At 62.3% G+C, this 19,221-nt stretch carries 11 protein-coding genes; 6 read left to right on the top strand and 5 right to left on the bottom strand.

All coding sequences use genetic code 11. From position 1 onward, the window contains the following. Positions 1 to 111: 111 nt before the first annotated feature. Positions 112 to 492, top strand: a complete 381-nt coding sequence (locus DT070_RS16560) for a TraR/DksA C4-type zinc finger protein (RefSeq protein WP_122956385.1) — start codon at positions 112 to 114, stop codon at positions 490 to 492. Between the two features lie 85 nt (positions 493 to 577). After that, on the top strand, positions 578 to 1,054 hold the full coding sequence (locus DT070_RS16555; RefSeq protein WP_122956384.1) for a universal stress protein: 477 nt from the start codon (positions 578 to 580) through the stop codon (positions 1,052 to 1,054). Between the two features lie 137 nt (positions 1,055 to 1,191). Here the strand turns inward: DT070_RS16555 and DT070_RS16550 are convergent, their stop codons facing one another. Further along, positions 1,192 to 3,372, bottom strand: a complete 2,181-nt coding sequence (locus DT070_RS16550; protein WP_228778472.1) for a response regulator — start codon at positions 3,370 to 3,372, stop codon at positions 1,192 to 1,194. Further along, entirely contained in the window at positions 3,369 to 9,410 is a 6,042-nt protein-coding gene (locus tag DT070_RS16545; RefSeq protein ID WP_206074046.1) for a HAMP domain-containing protein, read from the bottom strand. Before DT070_RS16545 ends, DT070_RS16550 begins: the two co-directional genes overlap by 4 nt. A 294-nt stretch (positions 9,411 to 9,704) precedes the next feature. Between DT070_RS16545 and DT070_RS16540 the strand changes: the two genes are divergently transcribed. Next, positions 9,705 to 10,424 (top strand): hypothetical protein, encoded by a 720-nt coding sequence (locus DT070_RS16540; RefSeq protein ID WP_153976348.1) that lies wholly within the window; start codon positions 9,705 to 9,707, stop codon positions 10,422 to 10,424. A gap of 101 nt (positions 10,425 to 10,525) precedes the next feature. Continuing rightward, positions 10,526 to 11,467: a hypothetical protein gene (locus tag DT070_RS16535; RefSeq protein WP_369973884.1), complete on the top strand. Its 942-nt coding sequence runs from the start codon at positions 10,526 to 10,528 to the stop codon at positions 11,465 to 11,467. An 830-nt stretch (positions 11,468 to 12,297) separates the two neighbouring features. On the opposite strand, the gene DT070_RS16525 is transcribed toward DT070_RS16535, so the two are convergent. Further along, positions 12,298 to 12,714, bottom strand: a complete 417-nt coding sequence (locus DT070_RS16525) for a response regulator transcription factor (RefSeq protein ID WP_122956380.1) — start codon at positions 12,712 to 12,714, stop codon at positions 12,298 to 12,300. A 323-nt stretch (positions 12,715 to 13,037) separates the two neighbouring features. Between DT070_RS16525 and DT070_RS16520 the strand changes: the two genes are divergently transcribed. Further along, entirely contained in the window at positions 13,038 to 13,307 is a 270-nt protein-coding gene (locus DT070_RS16520; RefSeq protein WP_122956379.1) for a hypothetical protein, read from the top strand. A gap of 139 nt (positions 13,308 to 13,446) precedes the next feature. Further along, entirely contained in the window at positions 13,447 to 15,621 is a 2,175-nt protein-coding gene (locus tag DT070_RS16515; protein ID WP_122956378.1) for a catalase, read from the top strand. A gap of 9 nt (positions 15,622 to 15,630) precedes the next feature. On the opposite strand, the gene DT070_RS16510 is transcribed toward DT070_RS16515, so the two are convergent. Next, complete coding sequence (locus tag DT070_RS16510) at positions 15,631 to 18,165, bottom strand: penicillin acylase family protein (protein ID WP_122957452.1); 2,535 nt, start codon at positions 18,163 to 18,165, stop codon at positions 15,631 to 15,633. Positions 18,166 to 18,251: 86 nt separating this feature from the next. Next, complete coding sequence (locus DT070_RS16505) at positions 18,252 to 19,184, bottom strand: FHA domain-containing protein (protein WP_122956377.1); 933 nt, start codon at positions 19,182 to 19,184, stop codon at positions 18,252 to 18,254. Between the last annotated feature and the right edge of the window lie 37 nt (positions 19,185 to 19,221).

Raw genomic sequence — 19,221 nt, 5'->3', positions numbered from 1 at the left:
GCGCGCCCAAGATTGGTTCCGTTTGCGCCAGATCAATAACGCGGCGTTGTGCATCCGGAAAATTCACAACACAAGCAAACACCGCCTAATCAACCATTGACAGGGTCTGTCATGACACATGACGTGAATTCACTTGCCGGGCATTTCGGCGATCTCCTCGCCCGGCGCGAAGCCGAACTGAGGGCCGCACTCGAGACAGACAAGAAAAATGAACTCGCAGCCGAAGAAGCCGCCAGCGGGGAAGTACAGGACTTCAAGGACCTGGCTGAACGGGAATTGCAGTCCGGCATGGCGGTGTTGGATACGGAACGGACCCTGGAAGAACTTTCCCAGGTTGTCGCGGCGCGCCGCCGTTTGCAGGAAGGGCACTACGGCCGGTGTTTGCGGTGCAGCAAACCCATCGACCTGCGCCGCCTGGAAGCGTTACCGTCCGCCCGATTTTGTGTGGCATGTCAAACCACTGGCGAAGAAGCGCCGGGCGGACACCGCTAATCGGCCTGCATTTGATCCGTATCAACATACGACACCGGGACGTTGGCAACACTCATGATGTTCCAACAGCAATGAGGCACCTCCCATGTTCAAACGAATACTGATTTCCGTGGACGGCAGCGACACCTCCAACAAAGCGCTTGTCGTTGGGCTTGAGATGGCCCGAGAGACCAGCGCCAGAGTACGGCTGGTGCACACCGTCAATGAAATGGCCTACATGGGCGGCATAGACCCCTATGGCACCTACTCTGCCGACGTGGCCGGCATGATGCGGGAAAACGGCGCCAAGGTCTTGAATGACGCCATGGCTATCGCCCAGTCGGCCGGCGTGGAAGCCAGCCAGGCGCTGCTTGATGAACCTGGCAAACGCCTGGGTGAATCCGTGGCCGAAGCCGCCAAGCTGTGGAACGCCGACCTCGTGGTGGTCGGCTCCCACGGCCGGCGCGGTATAGGCCGCGTGTTGCTGGGCAGCGGTGCGGAACAGATACTGAGGCTGGCACCTGTCCCCGTATTGGTGGTTCGCAGCGCGCCCGCGGAAAGCGAAAACCATCCGGCCGACTAGTCAAGGCGCCGCCGGCGGCGGGACCGAATTCATGCATGAAATCGGCCTCCGGCCCAATCCCGGCAATGGGTATACGCTATTGAATTGATAGCACCCGGGCTTTCCGGGCGCACTGCCTGTTTGTGCAGGCACCCGCGCTACGAACTGGCCGCAACCTGACGGCCTGCCGCCGGCTGGCTGACGATGGACAGCAGGAAGTCGATGTCGGCAGGCTTCACCACGTGATGATCAAACCCTGCCTGCTGTGAGCGAAGCCGGCTTTCGGCTTCGCCATACCCGGTCAGCGCAATCAGCAGTGCGTCTTTGGACTCCGGCCGGCTGCGCAATTGGCGGGCGACTTCAAAGCCGTCCATGCCGGGCAGCCCGATATCGAGGATGAGGACATCCGGCACGAACTGCCGGGCGATGTCCAGCGCCGACGCGCCGTCGTTGGCAATCCTGACGACAAAGCCTTCGAGCTCCAGCAGCACTTTCAATGTCTCGGCCGAGGCGGGCAGGTCGTCGACCACCAGCACCTTTCGGGACGCTGCCTCGGCCGGCCTGGCGATCTTTGGCGCGGCAGGGCCAAGCCCCATGCCCTCCCCGCTTGAGACGCTGGCCGGAAAACTCAGGGAGATCCGGCAACCCTTGCCACGGCCCTCGCTATAGGCGTGCACCTGCCCATCGTGCAGTTCCACCAGGTGTTTGACCAGCGTCAACCCGATTCCGAGCCCGCCCTGGGCGCGGTCCAGCGCCTGGTCGCCCTGGGCAAACAAATCAAAGATGTGGGGCAAAAACTCCGCCTCGATTCCCTGGCCGTTGTCCGACACGATGATGGTCACGGTCTCGCCTTCAAACGAAGCACCCAGCGTGATTTTTCCGTGCTTGTCGGTGAACTTCGACGCGTTGTTCAGCAGGTTGGAAAGCACCTGCGACAGGCGCACCAGATCCCCCTGCAGTACGACGGTCTCGGCCGGCATGCTGACCTCCAGCTCCTGGTGCCGGGCTGCCAGCAGCGGGCTGCTGGCCTCTACCGCGCGCTCGCACAGCGTCGACAGCAGCAGGGGCTCTGTATGCACCGTCACCTTGCCCCGGACGATGCGCGAAACATCGAGCAAGTCATCGACCATCCGCGACATGTGGTCGACCTGATGGGCGATCACGTCGCGCGCCCAGGCCACTGTGGGCTCTACCACCGGGGCGGCGTGAATGATGTGCACGGCGTTGCGGATCGGGGCCAGCGGGTTGCGAAGCTCGTGCGCCAGCATGGCGAGGAATTCGTTCTTGCGGCGGTCAGCGTCCTGGACCAGCGAATACAGCCTGGCGTTTTCCATGGCGATGGACGCCCTGCCCGCCACCTCGCTGAGCAAGGCCGCATCGGCCTGCCTGAATTCCGCTGCATCACCAAACAGGACCAGCGCCCCCAGCATCTGCTCGCCGGCGACCAGCGGGCAGATCGCCATCCGCTCGGGCTCATGCGGCAGGCGTGGCCAGGTGAAAGAAGGCTTGCCGGCAGCGTCCTCGGCTTCACAGATCGGCACGGGAGGCGAGAACTCGACCCTGCGCGAATGCATCGCAGCCTGAATGGCGGCCGCTATTTTGGGGTTCAGTTTGCGGTGGCGGCCGACAAAGACAGGGTCTGCCGGCAGCTCTTCGTCATAAGAGCCTTTAAGGCACCTGCAATGAAGTTCGCCATGGGCATCTAGCAAGACCACCGCCGCGGCGGCCCCCAGGCGAGGCACGGCCACATCCGCCAGCGCATGCACCGTCGCATCGATGTTCAGCGACATCGAAAGGCGGTGGCTGGCATCTGACAAATAGTCGGAGCGTTTTGTCGCGTCCTCGGCAGCCGTGCGTGCCGCCTCGGCCCGCGCCAGCGCCTCCCGCTCCGTCGCCTGCTGCTGCAGTTGCCGGTTCATGCGGTGCAGGTCGACAAACACCTTGACCTTGGAGCGCAGTATTTCCGGGATAACGGGCGAGGAGATGTAGTCCACCGCCCCCAGCGCATAGCCCTTGGTGGCTTGCGCCTCATCCACGTAAGCGGTGATGAACAGGATCGGTGTCTGCGACGTTTTCTTGTATTGCCGTATCAGGCTGGCTGTTTCAAGGCCGTCAATGTCGGGCATGTTCACGTCAAGCAGGATGACCGCGAACTCCATCTGCAGGATGAGGCGCAGCGCTTCCCTGCCCGACCGGGCACTGACAATGTTTTGCCCCAGTTCCTCCAGGATGCTGCCCATGACGACGTGCTTTTCGGGCAGGTCGTCAACGATCAGGATGTTGACCTGGTTCACGTCGGGCATGTTGGCCGGCTCCTGCGGCTGCAAAACGGCGCTCACCGCGGTAGCCAGGCGCGCAGCACCCCCAGCAGGTTCTCGGTATTGACGGGCTTGGAGAGGTAATCCCAGGCGCCGGCCTCGATGCATTTCTCGCGGTCGCCCTTCATGGCCTTGGCCGTGACGGCAATCATCGGCAGGCTCTTGCCCGCCGGCAGTTTGCGGATTTCCTGCATGGTGACCAGCCCGTCCATCACCGGCATCATGATGTCCATCAGCACCACGCTGAGTTTCGGGTCGGCCGCCACCTTGGCGATGGCGTCATGGCCGTTGTCCGCCCAGACGATGTCCATGCCCTCTTCTTCCAGCACGGTGGCCAGGGCGAAGATGTTGCGCATGTCGTCGTCGACGATCAGCACCCGCTTGCCCGCCAGCGACTTGTTGGCATCGTGAAGGTTCCTCAAGGTGCCCCGCTGCCTGTCCGTCATGCGCGCCTCGTTCACATGCAGCGCATGCAGGGCCAGGTCGATGACCCGCGGAACCGACCTGGCTTCGCGGATCACGTAGCCGTCCCGGAATTGCCAGGCCGGCTGGTTCTGCGCATCAATCGGGCCCTCGCGCCAGAGCACGACCGACAGCGGCCCCAACGCTGAAGGCGCCAGCAAGGCATGGCGCATCAGTTCAAGCCCGCCCGCGAGCGAAGGCTCATCGGTGATGGCGCATTCAAAGCGGGCAAGGTCTTGGGGTTTGACGTTTTCCAGCGAGGGCACGGCCATGCACTGGATGTGGCTGTGGCCCAAAAGGGACGTCACCTCGCTGCGCACCTGTTCGTCTTTCAGCGAAACCAGCACGTGCCTGACGGGGCGCGACACATAGCGATGCAGCTGGTCCAGCATCTCGTCCAGCACTTCCTTGGCCTGTATCGGCTTTTCAATGAAGGCCATGGCGCCCGAACGGTAGGCGCGCTCCCTGGAGTCATCCGTGGAGATCACGCACACCGGGATGTGCCTGACACTGATGTCCTGCTTGATGCGGTCCAGCACGCGCCAGCCTTCCATGTCCGGCAGGTGCATGTCCAGCGTGATGGCCGAGGGCTTGAACTCGGCCGCCAGCGTCAGCGCGCGGGCGCCCAGCGAGGTCACCAGGCCCTTGAAGCCCTTGGCCCGTGCGGCATCGAGCAGGAAACTGGCAAACGCCAGATCGTTCTCGACAATCAGCAGCACAAAGTCGCCGGGCTGTATGGTTTGCCGGTCATCGGCGGCCTCGTTGACGGACGCTTGCGCATCCGGCGCGAGCGACGAGTCGTCGAATGAGGCCTCCAGCTTCTCAAAACCCAGCCGGCTGACAACGGGTGCGCCTGGCTCGATGCGCTGCTCGGCGCTGCTGCCCGGCTTGCGTGCGCCGCGCGGCGAAGAATAGGTCAGCGGCAGGTACAGCACGAAACTGCTGCCCTCGCCCGGCGCGCTCGAAAGGCGGATCTCGCCGCCCAGCAAGCGCGAAAGCTCGCGGCTGATGGCCAGGCCCAGGCCGGTGCCGCCGTATTTGCGGCTGGTACTGCCGTCGGCCTGCTGGAAAGCCTCAAAAATAATCTGCTGCTTGTCGGAGGAGATACCGATGCCGGTGTCGGTGACCGAGAACGCCAGCACCTGCTGCGCGCGGTTGAGCTCTTCGTTGTCCGGGCTCCAGCCGGTAAAGGCTTCTTCAATCGACAAGGCCACATGGCCCTGGTGTGTGAACTTGAAGGCGTTGGACAGCAGGTTCTTGAGAATCTGCTGCATCCGCTTGACGTCCGTCACCATGGAAACCGGCAGTTGCAGCCCGGTGGTGATCAGGAAGTCCACATTCTTGGCTTCGGCCACGTGGCGGAAAGTGCGCTCCACATACATCTGCAGGTCGGACAGGCGCAGCTCGTTGACGTCCACCACCACCGTGCCGGACTCGATCTTGGACAGGTCCAGGATGTCATTGATCAGCATCAGCAAATCATTGCCCGACGAGTGGATGGTTTTGGAGAACTCGACCTGCTTGTTGGTCAGGTTGCCTTCCGAGTTTTTGCAAAGCTGGTCGGACAGGATGAGCAGGCTGTTGAGCGGCGTGCGCAGCTCATGCGACATGTTCGCCAGGAACTCCGACTTGTATTTGGACGTCAGCGACAGCTGTTTGGCTTTTTCTTCCAGCGCCTGGCGTGCCTGCTCGACCTCCTGGTTCTTGCGCTCCACTTCGTCGTTCTGCTGGACCAGCAGGTGGGCTTTTTCCTGCAGCTCCTCGTTGGTCTGCTGCAGCTCTTCCTGGCGGCTTTGAAGCTCCTGCGCCAGGGACTGCGACTGGGTCAGCAAGTCCTCGGTGCGCATATTGGCTTCAATCGTGTTGATCACAATGCCGATACTTTCCGTCAGCTGGTCCAGGAAAGCCTGGTGGGTCGGGTTGAAGCGCTCCACCGAGGCCAGCTCCACCACGCCCCTGACCTGCCCTTCAAAAATAATGGGCAGCACCAGGATGTCCATCGGCGCGATCTCGGTCAGGCCCGAAGAAATCTTGAGCCCCTGCGGCATGGAAGAGGTCAGCAGGATCTTCTGCTTGTCATAGGCGCACTGCCCCACCAGTCCCTGGCCGAGGTCGATTTCCTTGCCGTAAGCGCCCTGCCCTTCAGAGGCATAACTCGCCATCAGGCGCAGGCGCGGCCTTTCCTGCGTGTAGCTCAGCACATAGAACTCCGCCTGCTGGGCCCCCACCACCGGCGCAAGTTCCGACAGGATCAGGTGGCCGACTGCCACCAGGTCTTTTTGCCCCTGCAGCATCCGGCTGAACTTGGCGAGGTTGGTCTTCAGCCAGTCCTGCTCGGTATTGACCTGGGTCGTGTCCTTCAGGTTGCGGATCATTTCATTGATCGTGTCTTTCAGCGCCGCGACTTCGCCCAGCGCTTCCACCGTGATGGAGCGGGTCAAGTCGCCCTGCGTCACGGCGGTCGCCACCTCGGCAATGGCGCGCACCTGGGTGGTCAGGTTGGCGGCCAGCTGGTTCACGTTTTCGGTCAGGCCCTTCCAGGTGCCTGCGGCGCCCGGCACCTTGGCCTGGCCGCCCAGCTTGCCCTCCACCCCCACCTCACGCGCCACCGTCGTCACCTGGTCGGCAAAAGTGGCCAGCGTGTCGGTCATGCTGTTGATGGTGTCGGCCAGCGCGGCGATTTCGCCCTTGGCCTCCACCGTGAGTTTCTGGTCCAGGTCGCCGTTGGCCACCGCCGTCACCACCTTGGCGATACCGCGCACCTGGCCGGTCAGGTTACCGGCCATGAAGTTCACGTTGTCGGTCAAATCCTTCCACGTGCCGGCCACGCCCTGCACATCGGCCTGGCCGCCCAGTTTGCCTTCGGTACCCACCTCACGGGCCACACGCGTCACTTCAGACGCGAAAGACCGTAGCTGGTCCACCATGGTGTTGATGGTGTTCTTCAGCTCCAGGATTTCGCCCTTCACGTCCACCGTGATCTTCTTGGACAGGTCACCGGCCGCCACGGCCTTGGTCACGTCGGCGATGTTGCGCACCTGGGATGTCAGGTTACCGGCCATGAAGTTCACGTTGTCGGTCAAATCCTTCCACGTACCCGCAACACCTTGCACATCGGCCTGCCCGCCCAGCTTGCCTTCGGTGCCCACCTCACGCGCCACCCGCGTCACTTCGGAGGCAAACGACCGCAGCTGGTCCACCATGGTGTTGATGGTGTTCTTCAGCTCGAGAATTTCACCCTTCACGTCCACCGTGATCTTCTTGGAAAGGTCACCGGCTGCCACAGCCGTCGTTACCTCGGCAATATTGCGCACCTGCGCCGTCAGGTTGGAGCCCATGGAGTTAACCGAGTCTGTCAAATCCTTCCAGGTACCCGCCACGCCCTGCACATCGGCCTGGCCGCCCAGTTTGCCTTCGGTACCCACCTCACGGGCCACACGCGTCACTTCAGAGGCAAACGATCGCAGCTGGTCCACCATGGTGTTGATGGTGTTCTTCAGCTCCAGGATTTCGCCCTTCACGTCCACCGTGATCTTCTTGGAAAGGTCACCAGCCGCCACAGCGGTCGTCACCTCGGCAATGTTGCGCACCTGCGCGGTCAGGTTGGAGCCCATGGAGTTGACCGAGTCGGTCAAGTCCTTCCAGGTACCGGCCACGCCCTGCACATCGGCCTGGCCGCCGAGCTTGCCTTCCGTACCCACTTCTCGCGCCACCCGCGTCACTTCAGACGCGAAAGACCGCAACTGGTCCACCATGGTGTTGATGGTGGCCTTGAGTTCCAGGATTTCGCCTTTCACGTCCACCGTGATCTTCTTGGAAAGATCCCCGGCGGCCACGGCCTTGGTCACCTCGGCGATGTTGCGCACCTGGCCCGTCAGGTTGGAACCCATGGAGTTCACTGAATCGGTCAAGTCTTTCCAGGTACCTGCCACGCCCTGCACGTCAGCCTGTCCGCCCAGTTTGCCCTCGGTACCCACCTCGCGCGCTACCCGCGTCACCTCGGAGGCAAAAGAAGAAAGCTGGTCCACCATGGTGTTGATGGTGTTCTTGAGTTCGAGAATCTCGCCCTTCACGTCCACCGTGATCTTCTTGGAGAGATCACCGGCCGCCACGGCCGTCGTCACCTCGGCAATGTTGCGCACCTGGCCCGTCAGGTTGGAGCCCATGGAGTTGACCGAGTCGGTCAAGTCTTTCCAGGTACCGGCCACGCCCTGCACATCGGCCTGACCGCCCAGTTTGCCTTCGGTACCCACCTCCCGTGCCACCCGCGTCACTTCGGAGGCGAATGAAGAAAGCTGGTCCACCATGGTGTTGATGGTGTTCTTGAGCTCGAGAATCTCGCCCTTCACGTCCACCGTGATCTTCTTGGACAGGTCACCGGCCGCCACGGCCTTGGTCACGTCGGCAATGTTGCGCACCTGGCTGGTCAGGTTACCGGCCATGAAGTTCACGTTGTCGGTCAAATCCTTCCACGTACCCGCAACACCTTGCACATCGGCCTGGCCGCCCAGCTTGCCCTCGGTACCCACTTCGCGCGCCACCCGCGTCACTTCAGACGCGAACGACCGCAGCTGGTCCACCATGGTGTTGATGGTGTTCTTGAGCTCGAGAATTTCACCCTTCACGTCCACCGTGATCTTCTTGGAAAGGTCACCCGCCGCCACAGCGGTGGTCACCTCGGCAATATTGCGCACCTGCGCCGTCAGGTTGGAGCCCATGGAGTTGACCGAGTCTGTCAAATCCTTCCAGGTACCGGCCACACCCTGCACATCGGCCTGGCCGCCCAGCTTGCCTTCAGTACCCACCTCACGCGCCACACGCGTCACTTCGGCAGAGAAGGTGCCGAGCTGCTCCACCATCTTGTTGATGATCATGGCGGTGCGCAAAAATTCGCCCTCAAGCGCTTTGCCCTCGGCTTCCAGGGCCATGCTCTTGGAGAGGTCGCCTTGCGCAACCGCACCGATCACGCGTGCCACTTCACTGGTGGGGTGAACCAGGTCCGCGATCAGGGAGTTGATGGACTCCGCGGAGTCCCGCCAGAAGCCGGTAGCATCAGGAACAAACGCCCGCTCCTTCAAACGGCCTTCCTTGCCGACCACGCGGCTCAAGCGCTCCAGCTCGCGCGACATCCTGACGTTTTCGGAAACCACATCATTGAAAGCATCGGCCAGTTTGCCGGCCACGCCGGTCCAGTCCTGCGGCAGCGACGCATGCACATCGCCTTTTTTCAGGTCGATCAAAGCCGCCAGAATGGTCTTGGCGTGATCGGCCCCTTCATCGGCTTCATCGAGCACGGTGTTGATGGCAACCGCGTTCTCGAGCCAGAACCCGGACAGTTTTTCTTCCGGCAAGCGGCGGTTTGCACGGGCCGAAGAACGGCTCTTGGTGGCAAGCCCCTTGCAGCGGCTTGTCGTTGCAGAGGTCATGGCAGACAGCTGGTTGAACTCGGCGGCAATCTTTCCGTGAACACCTTCCCACTCGGTTGGAAGTGTCACGCCGGCCTCGCCGCGCCGCAGTGCGCCCAGCGATTTGAGAATGGCCTTGAGCTCGTTGTCGCGCTCGCGCTCCACCACCGAAAGCTTTGTAATTGCCTCCATGTCATTCATCCTGTGTTGACGGTAACGTTTTGTATAAACGGGTGCCGAGATTACTCGCGAATATCCAGGGTGACAACAAAATCGCGGGGTATTTCCCCTCTGGGAAAAGTAAATTGAGGCGTGTTCGATACAAGGCGCGAAGTGTAGGTTTTGGCCTACGCGGATTCCTTTGCAAACGCTGTATATTTTTCAGTTACGTCCTGAAAAAACAGGCAGCAAATGTTTCGCGGGCTGCGTGGTTTGGCCTGCGTCAGGGCGCGCAATTTCGCGGCGCATTTCAACGGTACAAGCAACATGAACACTCAGTCAAACCGCGTGGCAAACCAGCAAGCAGATTCAGGCAACACGCAGGCAGAAGCGGCGCAGTACGCACTCCTGCGACGGCTGGCGCCCGTCATCCGCCACAACATGGCCGGGTCCTTGCAGCCTATTGCCATGGTTGCCGGCATGCTGGAAAGACGTTTGCAAAAACCGGAGACTGCCCCGGAAGCCCTGTTAAAAAACGCCCGCGATATCGTCGCCTTGTCCAAAGAGGCGGCAGCGTCCTGCATGAGCCTGATGGGCTGGTTTGCGCCCAAGGAGGACCCGCTCGTTGCCGCCAGCAAGGGCGTGGCGGAGTGCCTGGACATGATCGCCACGGAGCTCTCCTTCAGGAGCTTTTCCATCACCAACAATACGTCGCAGGCCGAGGGGGAGATCTCCCTTACGGCGCTTCGCAACGTATTTACCGCCGCCGTGATTGCCCTGACCGACGCGACGGCCACGCCGCATGAGATCGTGGTCGAGGCAGAGTCTTCAGACGGCACCGTTTCCATCCGGGTCTCATTGAAGAAGACCAATGCACCGGCGAGCCTGCCGGGCAGCAAACCTTACCGGCGCATTGAGTGGCGCGATGTGCAGGCGCTGGCCGGCACCCTTGTCCGCCTGAGCCATACCGAAGACGAGGTGGTGATGGCATTTCCATCCGCCACCCAGAACGCCCCCCAGGATGTAAGCATGGCCGGGCAGGCCTGAACAAAACACTCGCGCCTTTCGCCTTCCCCGTTGCAACAAATGCTTGTAGGACGGCGGAGCGTATCGCCAAACCAATGCTTTCCCGCTGGCAAACTGGTGCCATGCGCACTATCCCGAACCCTTTCCCGAACCCTTTCCCGAACCTTTCGAATTTTGTTGTCCGGCTGAGCTGCCTCGCGGCATTGGCCCTGGCTACCCCCGGCCTTGTACAGGCGCAGCACGTTGCCGCAACGGGCACCGAACCAGGCGCCGCGGCCCTGCTGGAAAAGCACGCCGCCCTGAGCAAACAACTGGCGGAAAACGCTTATCGCCGGCCTTTGTTCCTGGATTCTTCGGAGGGCAACAACATGGTCAGCGGCAATGCCTATGCGGTGCTTGATTCACCCTTCAGCACTGTCAGCACCACATTCAAGAGCCCCCACCGCTGGTGTGAAATGCTGATCCTGCACATCAACACCAAATACTGCCACGCAGGGTCCGACGGCAGCCCGAGCATGCTGAGAGTCAGCGTGGGCAAGAAAACGGCACAAGAGCTGGCGGACGCGTTTTCGCTCCAGTTCGCCTACCGGCTTGCCGCCGCATCCCCCAACTACCTGGCTGCGCAGCTTCAGGCCGACAAGGGCCCGCTGGGCACCAACAACTACCGGATCGAACTGCAGGCCGTTCCGCTGCCGGGCGGCAAGACCTTCATGCACATGCGCTACTCGTATGGTTACGGCGTGGCCAGCCGCCTGGCCATGCAGGGCTACCTCGCCACGGTGGGCAACGGCAAGGTCGGTTTCACCCAGGTGCACCAGGGGCCGGCCAATGTCTATGTCGAAGGCATGCGCGGGGCCGTCGAGCGCAACACCATGCGCTACTACCTGGCGATCGAAGCGTACCTGGCCTCCGTCGACAAGCCGGCGGCGCAGCAGCTTGAACTGCGCCTGCAGCACTGGTTTGATGCGACCGAACAATACCCCCGCCAGCTTCATGAGGTGGACAAGGAAGACTACCTGGTCATGAAGCGGGCCGAATACCAGCGTCAGCAGACGCCGTTGTAGGCCGTGCCTTTAATGCGGTGAAGCCTGCGGCGGAATATTCGTCCCTGGCTCGCGGATCGGCAAAGTGGGTCCTGCAGGCGGAGGATCGGTGACCTCAGGTGGGGTGCCGGGCGCCGGCGGAACAACTAAAGGCGGAACTTCATTCGGGACATAGGTGGGAGCGCCTGGGCTTGGCTGCGGCACGGGAACGTGGAGCTGAAGATGCATGGAGATTCCTTACTGAAAAAGGGAAAGAATGGACGGAGTGGACGGAGTGGACAGGGTGGACGGAAACGCTGGCGCCTGAAATTATGGAAAATCGGCCTCCAGCCCTTTATTTATATAGGCTTTATGCTATTAAATTAATAGCGATCCACATGGGCACAACCTGCGCACGCGTTGGTTGCTGGGCCGAGCTTGCAACGCCCTCTTGACGGCCTCTTGGCTCTTGCCCCGCTTACCGCCCCCTCCACTGCCGGCGCAACAAGGCGGCAACCAGCGCGCCGGCAGCGGCGGCAATCAAGGCGCACCGGCCGGGGTGGGCGGCAACCTGCGAGCGAATGGCACCCAGGTAAGACTTGCCCGCCGGATGGCCGGCGGTTCGGCGACCAGTGCGCGCTGCGCTGAAGGGCGCCGCATCTACCGCCGCGGTAAGCGGATCTCGCGCCAGCACCGCCTCTTCCGCCGACTGAAGCACATCCTCCCCCAGATCCCGCGACCCGCCGTTGGGCAAGACGGCAGCCGGTAACGACGGCGGGTTCACCAGGGGCGACAGTGTGGATGACGGTGTAGATAAAACGGTTGACATATCAGGCATTAAAAATCACAGGCGTTAAAAATCAGGCCGTTTATCAAGCCGTTTGCAGCTGGCAATCGTCATTGGCCACAGCGCCAAGCTTCTGGCCCTGGGTGACGCAATAGGCAAGCAGGCAATCGATCTCTGTGGATTTGTCGAATACGGCATCCACGCCGAGTTCAGCGCAGCGCCTTCGCATTTCCTGGGTGGCGTAGTTGCTGAAGACCACCACTTTCTGGAGGGGCTTGCGCCTGCGGCAAGCCTCCAGCACATGGAGGCCGCTGCCTTTTTTAAGGAACAGGTCCACGATGGCCAGGTCCCACTGCGCTTCGTTGCGGGTCAGCCACGCTGCGCCTTCATCTTCGGTTTCCGAGCAGCCGACCGCTTCAACCGGAGCGAGTTCCTCCAGCGTGCTGATCAGGTTCTCGCGGATGGTGGGGTTGTCCTCTACCAGGTAGGTTCTCATTTTCATGTTCAGGCCCTTAGTAGCAGGTGTAAATCTCGACGGGTTTCATGCCTTTGAATTTACGTGACGCATGCCTGGCGCATTGCCGGAAGGCTCACCATGGCCGTGTAGGAGAAAAGGCCACGTGCGGCCACTCGCCCGCATCGCCGCGTACTCCGCCGGCGGTAAGCCAAGTCTTACGCCAGGAAAAGAAAGGCCTTACACAGGGGGCCGTCATCGGGCTACTGGTTTGCGGGGCCCCTGCATTTATGGTCTGGCAACGGGCCGCTAAAACTGCCCGGGGCTGCAAAACCTGAACTGCAACAAGCGAACAACCACGGAGAAACATCATGAAACTGCTGGCCGGACTTTTGGCCGGAATGGCCGCCGGGCTTTTCACGACCTGGCGCGTTCGCGAAAACCGCAAAGACATTGACCTGCTTCATGCCTTCCTGACCGTGCTGGTGTGCGCTGCCGGCCTGTTTTTGTTCTCCATGGCATTGCCTGAGTCGCTGGCGGCCGTTGTTCAGGAATTCATGGCCTGGTGCCTGGCCGGAACGGTCGGTGCGCTGGCACTGCTTGCCGGCGTGAAGGTTCTGGAAGGCCTGCTGGACACGTGATCACGGCAGTCACTGCGCAGTTCTGCATTTCCTTTCTCATTACCTTTCTTTTTCTTTTTCTGATTTCCTGACTCACCCGGCCACCCGGTCATGAAGCACCGGGTTCCTCTGCATTTTTTCATTCAATCAAGGACTCTCCATGCCGCCCTCCAAGCGCAACGCTGCAAACCCAGGCCGAAATACGGATGGCGCGAAAGACAAGAAGACACAGCTTGAGGGTTTCACCACCGGCGTTGCGCCGGTGCTGACGACCAACCAGGGCCTGCAACTGCCCGACAACCACAATTCACTGAAGGCGGGCGGGCGCGGCCCCACCCTGCTGGAGGACTTCATCCTCCGCGAAAAAATCACCCACTTCGACCACGAACGCATCCCGGAGCGCGCCGTGCATGCGCGCGGTTCCGGCGCGCACGGTTACTTCAAGCCCTACAAGTCCATGGTGCAGTACACCAGTGCCGCGTTTTTGCAGGACCCGGATGTGGAAACACCGGTCTTCGTGCGCTTTTCCACCGTGGCGGGCTCCCAGGGCTCCGCCGACACCGTGCGGGACGTTCGCGGATTTGCCGTCAAGTTCTATACCTCTGAAGGCAACTACGACCTGGTGGGCAACAACATCCCGGTGTTCTTTATCCAGGATGCAATCAAGTTTCCGGACCTGATCCATGCCGTCAAACCCGAGCCCCATCACGGCATGCCCCAGGCCGCCAGCGCGCACGACACCTTCTGGGACTTCGCCTCGCTGATGCCCGAGTCCACCCACATGCTGATGTGGGCGATGTCGGACCGCGCCATCCCGCGCAGCCTGCGCATGATGGAAGGTTTCGGCATTCACGCCTTTCGTTTCATCAATGCGCGCGGCGAGTCGTACTTCGTCAAGTTCCACTGGAAACCCAAGCTGGGCATTCACAGCCTGGTGTGGGATGAGGCGCAAAAGATCGCCGGCAAGGATGCCGACTTTCACCGCCGCGACCTGTGGGAAGCGATCGAGAGCGGCAATTTCCCCGAATGGGAACTGGGCGTGCAGATCGTGGACGAAGGCAAGGAAGACGAACTGGGCTTCGACATCCTGGACCCGACCAAGCTGATCCCGGAAGAGCGGGTGCCGGTGCAGCTGATCGGCAAGATGGTGCTGAACCGCAATCCGGACAACTTCTTTGCCGAGACCGAGCAGGTGGCGTTTCACCCCGGGCACCTGGTGCCGGGCATCGATTTCTCCAACGACCCCTTGTTGCAGGGCCGTCTTTTTTCCTATACCGATACGCAGCTGTCACGCCTGGGCGGTGCGAATTTCCATGAGATTCCCATCAACCGCGCGGTGTGCCCCATGCACAACTTCCAGCGCGACGGCCTGCACCGCCAGACCATCGCCAAGGGCCGCGTGGCCTATGAGCCCAATACGCTGGGCAATGGCACGGAGTTCCGGGTGGACGGCGGCGCGCAAGGCTTCCAGTCTTATCCCGAACAGCTCGAGTCGCCGAAAATCCGCCGCCGCAGCCCGTCGTTTGACGACCATTTCTCACAGGCCACGCTGTTCTGGAACAGCCAGAGCACGGTCGAAAAAGACCACATCGTGGCGGCGTTCCGTTTTGAGCTCTCCAAGGTTGAAACGCCCGAGGTGCGCCAGCGCATGGTGGACAACCTGGCCCATGTCGATTTGAAACTGGCGGCCCGCGTGGCGGCGCCGCTGGGCATCAAGCCGCCGGACCCGAAAGCCGCCGCCGGCCGCCTGGGCTTTCGCGACTACCGCATCACCAGCAAGGTCGAGGAAGACCCGGCCCTGCGCATGGTGGGCCGGCCGGGCGGCAGCATCAAAACACGCAAGGTGGCGATCCTGGTGGCCGACGGCGTGGAGGCCGGCGCCCTCAAGCGCCTGCAGCAGGACCTGACAGAGGCCGGCGCCCAGTGCAAGCTTGTCGCGCCGCACCTGGGCACCATCAGCACGTCCTCGGGCCGGCAGCTGGCGGTGGACCATACCTTTACCAACATGCCGTCGGTGATGTTCGATGCGGTGCTGATTCCAGGCGGAAGCGACAGCGCCGCTGCGCTGGGTGCGATGGGCGACGCCGTGCACTTTGTGCTGGAAGCCTACAAACACTGCAAGACGATCTGCGCCGTGAACGACGGCGTGCAGTTGTTGGGCACGCTGGGGTTCAGCATGGGCAAAGACCCGGAATCACTGCATGTGCCGACCCCGGGTGTGATCATTGCCGATGCACGCAAGGTGACGGACGGCCAGGTGTCGCAGGATTTCATGGCCGCTATTGCCCTGCACCGCCACTGGGACCGGCTCAACGTCGACGCCATTCCGGCGTAAGCACCGGCGTCAGGGCTTCAGCGTGAGCTCGTGCGCAAATGCGGGCGGGTTCATCTGCAGGGGCCGGTATTCAACGGCCGCCCAGCTGCCCCGCATGTCGCGATAGCGGCTGGAGAACACCAGCCCGCTTTGCCCTGTCTGGTAGATAAAGCGGGAATTTTCGGGATCCGCCATGTCATAGATGGCACGCAGTGAGGCCGCCTGCCGGTTGGCAAACGGTGTGTCGTCGCTGGTGGCCCAGTACTGGCCGACGTTGACGGTGAATGCGTCGCCGCCGGTGGGCACACGAACGTCAAAAAAGCGCGCCAGCAACGGCACATTGCCAAACGGCTTGTGGGCCGACAGCGCCGGATGCGCCCTGCCCCACGTCCAGCTGGCAACATCCGCACCGTAAGCCGCCTGCAGGCGATCCAGCGCGCGGCTCAATGCGGCCGTGGATTGCGCGGCACACCCGGCAGTGCCGCACCAGTTGGCGTCGTTGCGCGCAAGAACGTCTTCCAGCGTGCTCCTGAAATGGCGCTTGCCGTAAAGCGCCCCCAGTGCCGGCTCGCCCAGTTTGCCGCCGACGATGCCGCGTGTGAGCTCGTCCGCCCAGGCTGCGAAGATCAGCGGTGCGGCCTGGTCGGCACGCATGACGCCGTCAAAACCGGCCATGGCCTTGCGGGCCGGCTCCGCCAGCGGATGCCCGGAAGGCTGCGACAGCGCTTTCTGCAGAAACGGCAGCAGCTTGACGGTGGCGGGCGACAGCTGGTCGGCCTGGATTTTTTGCATCGACGCCATGTCGTGCAGCGGCGTGGCCGCCAGCAGCTGCTCAATGCGGTCGTAGCGGTAAGGCACGGTCCAGTCCTGGCCCATGAAGATCGGGAAGCCGGGCGGCGTGATGCGCTGGTTGGCGGTGGCCAGCCAGCCTTTGGCCTCGATCTCGCCCTGCCCGGTTTGCGGTGTCTGGTCATAGGGCGCCCAGCCGGCCCAGTCGTAAAGGGCATCCCACCCAGGCGACGGTGCGATGCCGCGAATGTCGTTGCCGGGTTTGCGCAGCGGGACCTTGCCGGCCGCCTTGAAGGCCATGCCGCCGTCGACGTCGGCCGTGACCAGGTTTTGCATGGGCGAGTGATAAGCGGCAAACGCGGCGATCATTTCATCGCCTGATTGGGCCCGGTTGGCGCGCAGCCCTGCCAGCACAGTCTGGTTGTCTGCGTCGAGCGCGCTCCAGCGCAGCGCAATCACATACTTGCGGGTGTCCAGCAGGTCCGCATGCGACTTCTGCACATCGCTGAGCACCGGGCCGTGGCGGCTTTCGCGCACGGTCAGCACCAGGTCGGGCTGGCCCTTGACCTTGATGGTTTCCTCGCGGGTCTGGAATTCCGCCCAAGCCTCTGCGTTCGGATTGCTGTCCGGAACGCGGTACTGCTTCGGATTCGCCGGGTTGATTTGTTCCAGGTAGAGGTCCTGCACATCCGGCGCCGTATTGGTAAAGCTCCACGCCACTTTCCGGGTGCGCCCCAACACGACAAACGGCAAGCCCGGCAAGGTGGCGCCGATCACGTCCAGCCCGTCGGCCTGCAGGTGCGCAAAGTACCAGACCGCCGGGGCCGACAGGCCCAGGTGCGGATCGTTGGCGAGCAGCGGTTTGCCGCTGCGGCTGTGGTTGCCGGCCACCACCCAGTTGTTGGAGCCCTTGCCGTCGGCCTGGCCAAGCGCCGCGGCCCAGTCGTTGATGCCGCCGGCCACCGCCGCTGTGGCCGCAGCCACCGGCGATTGGGCATCAAAAGTGCCTCCAGCCCAATCCCCACCTTGGGATACCGCTACCTTTTTTGTAGCAACCGGGATGTCGGTGCGGTAGACGCCCAGCTCGGCATAGCGCTTTGAAAAGTCCACGCCGGAAGCCGGCTGCTCACCGGGGTAAGGCGGAAACAGCTGCCAGAGCTCCGCCGTTTTCAGCGTGCGTGCGGCATAGAGGCGCGCAAACTCGGTGCCCCAGTTGCCGCCCAGGTCCAGCGCCATCATCAGCGACCAGGCCAGGCTGTCGACCGGCGACCAGGCCTTGCCCGAAGGGCCGCCCGGCTTGACGCCGAGGATGTGGAATTCGGGGGAAAGCGCTTGCGATGAGTTGGCGTAAAACGCGTTGATGCCGTCGCTGTAGGCCTGCATGGCGTCACGCCCTTCGGCCGGCAGGTTTTGCCATTGCCGCTCGGCGGCGCGCACGATGCCCAGGGTCCGCAGCAGCTTGTCGGTCTCCAGCGTGGCCGGGCCAAACGCCTCGGAGAGTTCGCCGTGCATGACGCGCCGGTTCAACTCCAGCTGCCAGCCGCGCTCTTGCGCATGGACATAGCCGAGGGAGAACCATGCGTCGCGCGGCGACCGGGCTTTGATGTGGGTGACGTCGGCGGCGTCACGCGCCACGGCCACCGGGCCCTGCAGGCCGTCAAGCTTCAGTTCGCCGTCAAGCGAAGGAAAAGTGCGATACACATAAATCGCCGCTGCAGACGCAGCCAGCAACACCAGCACCAGCAGTCCGGCAGACAGCCGCTTCAACCAGATCAAGATCACGCTCCCCGTAAATTGCAGCCGTAACGCGAAGCCATGGTACAGGCCCGCCCGCCGCCAGGGGGCAACAGGGTGCGCCGGTGTTACTTCTTTTTCAGGTGCACTTTGCCGTCGGCAAATTTGAAGGTGACCGTCGGCACCGTGAAATCCTCAAAAGGCGCGCCCAGCGCAATCTCGCCTTCCAGCATCAACACGCATTCCTGCCGGCGCAGGGCCACGGCGGCGGTGCTGTCGGAAAAGCGCACCCAGGTGCCGTAGCTGCTGACGTCTTCCAGGTAGAACTTGCCGGCGCGCCATTCGATCCGGGCGTGCCTGCGGGACACACGCGGGTCCGTCACGACAAACTCCGCATCGTGGTCGCGGCCCAGGAAAATCGGCAGGTCGCTCGACACAAAAGCGGTGTTGATGTCCAGCCAGGACAACTCGATGGCAGGTACCGGCCCGGCAGGCTCGGCAGGACGCACCGTCAGGCTGGCCGGCACCGTAAAAGCCTCCGAGGCGACTTCGGATTGCCACTCGATCCGGTGCACCATGCAGGCCTCGACCCGGCCGCGTATGTCCATGGCGCCCAGGTTTCGCGAACGTATCAGCGTATCGGGCGGAAGGCGGTCGATGACGACATCGGTCGCGAGGATCTGGTCCGGGCCCGACAGATCGCTCAGGCGGGAGGCGATATTGACCGCGTCACCAAAGCAGTCGCCGTCCTGCTCAACGATTTCACCGCGCGCCACGCCCAGCTGCAGGCGCATTTTGAGTTGCTCGGGCCAGTTGCGGATGCGTTCGCGGTGAACGCGCTGCAACTCGATCACGGCATCGACGGCGTCGGCGTTGTCCGGAAAGACAACCAGCACACCGTCGCCCAGGTACTTCACGACGTGGCCGCGGTAGGCTTCAGAGACCTTGCCTATCCATTGCGTGAGCCGTGTGATGGCCTGTGTTGCCTTGGCGTTGCCCAGTGATTCAAAAACCCCTGTGCTTCCTGTGAGATCGGCAAAAACGACGGTAACTTCTGCCATGGGTCTGGTGTAACTGCTTGTAGTTATTGTGCGTAAT

It is taken from the genome of Polaromonas sp. SP1 (assembly GCF_003711205.1).
Taxonomy (GTDB): domain Bacteria; phylum Pseudomonadota; class Gammaproteobacteria; order Burkholderiales; family Burkholderiaceae_C; genus Polaromonas.
The sequence above is the reverse complement of the archived record's forward strand: the minus strand, read 5'-3'. Positions and strand labels throughout refer to the sequence as shown.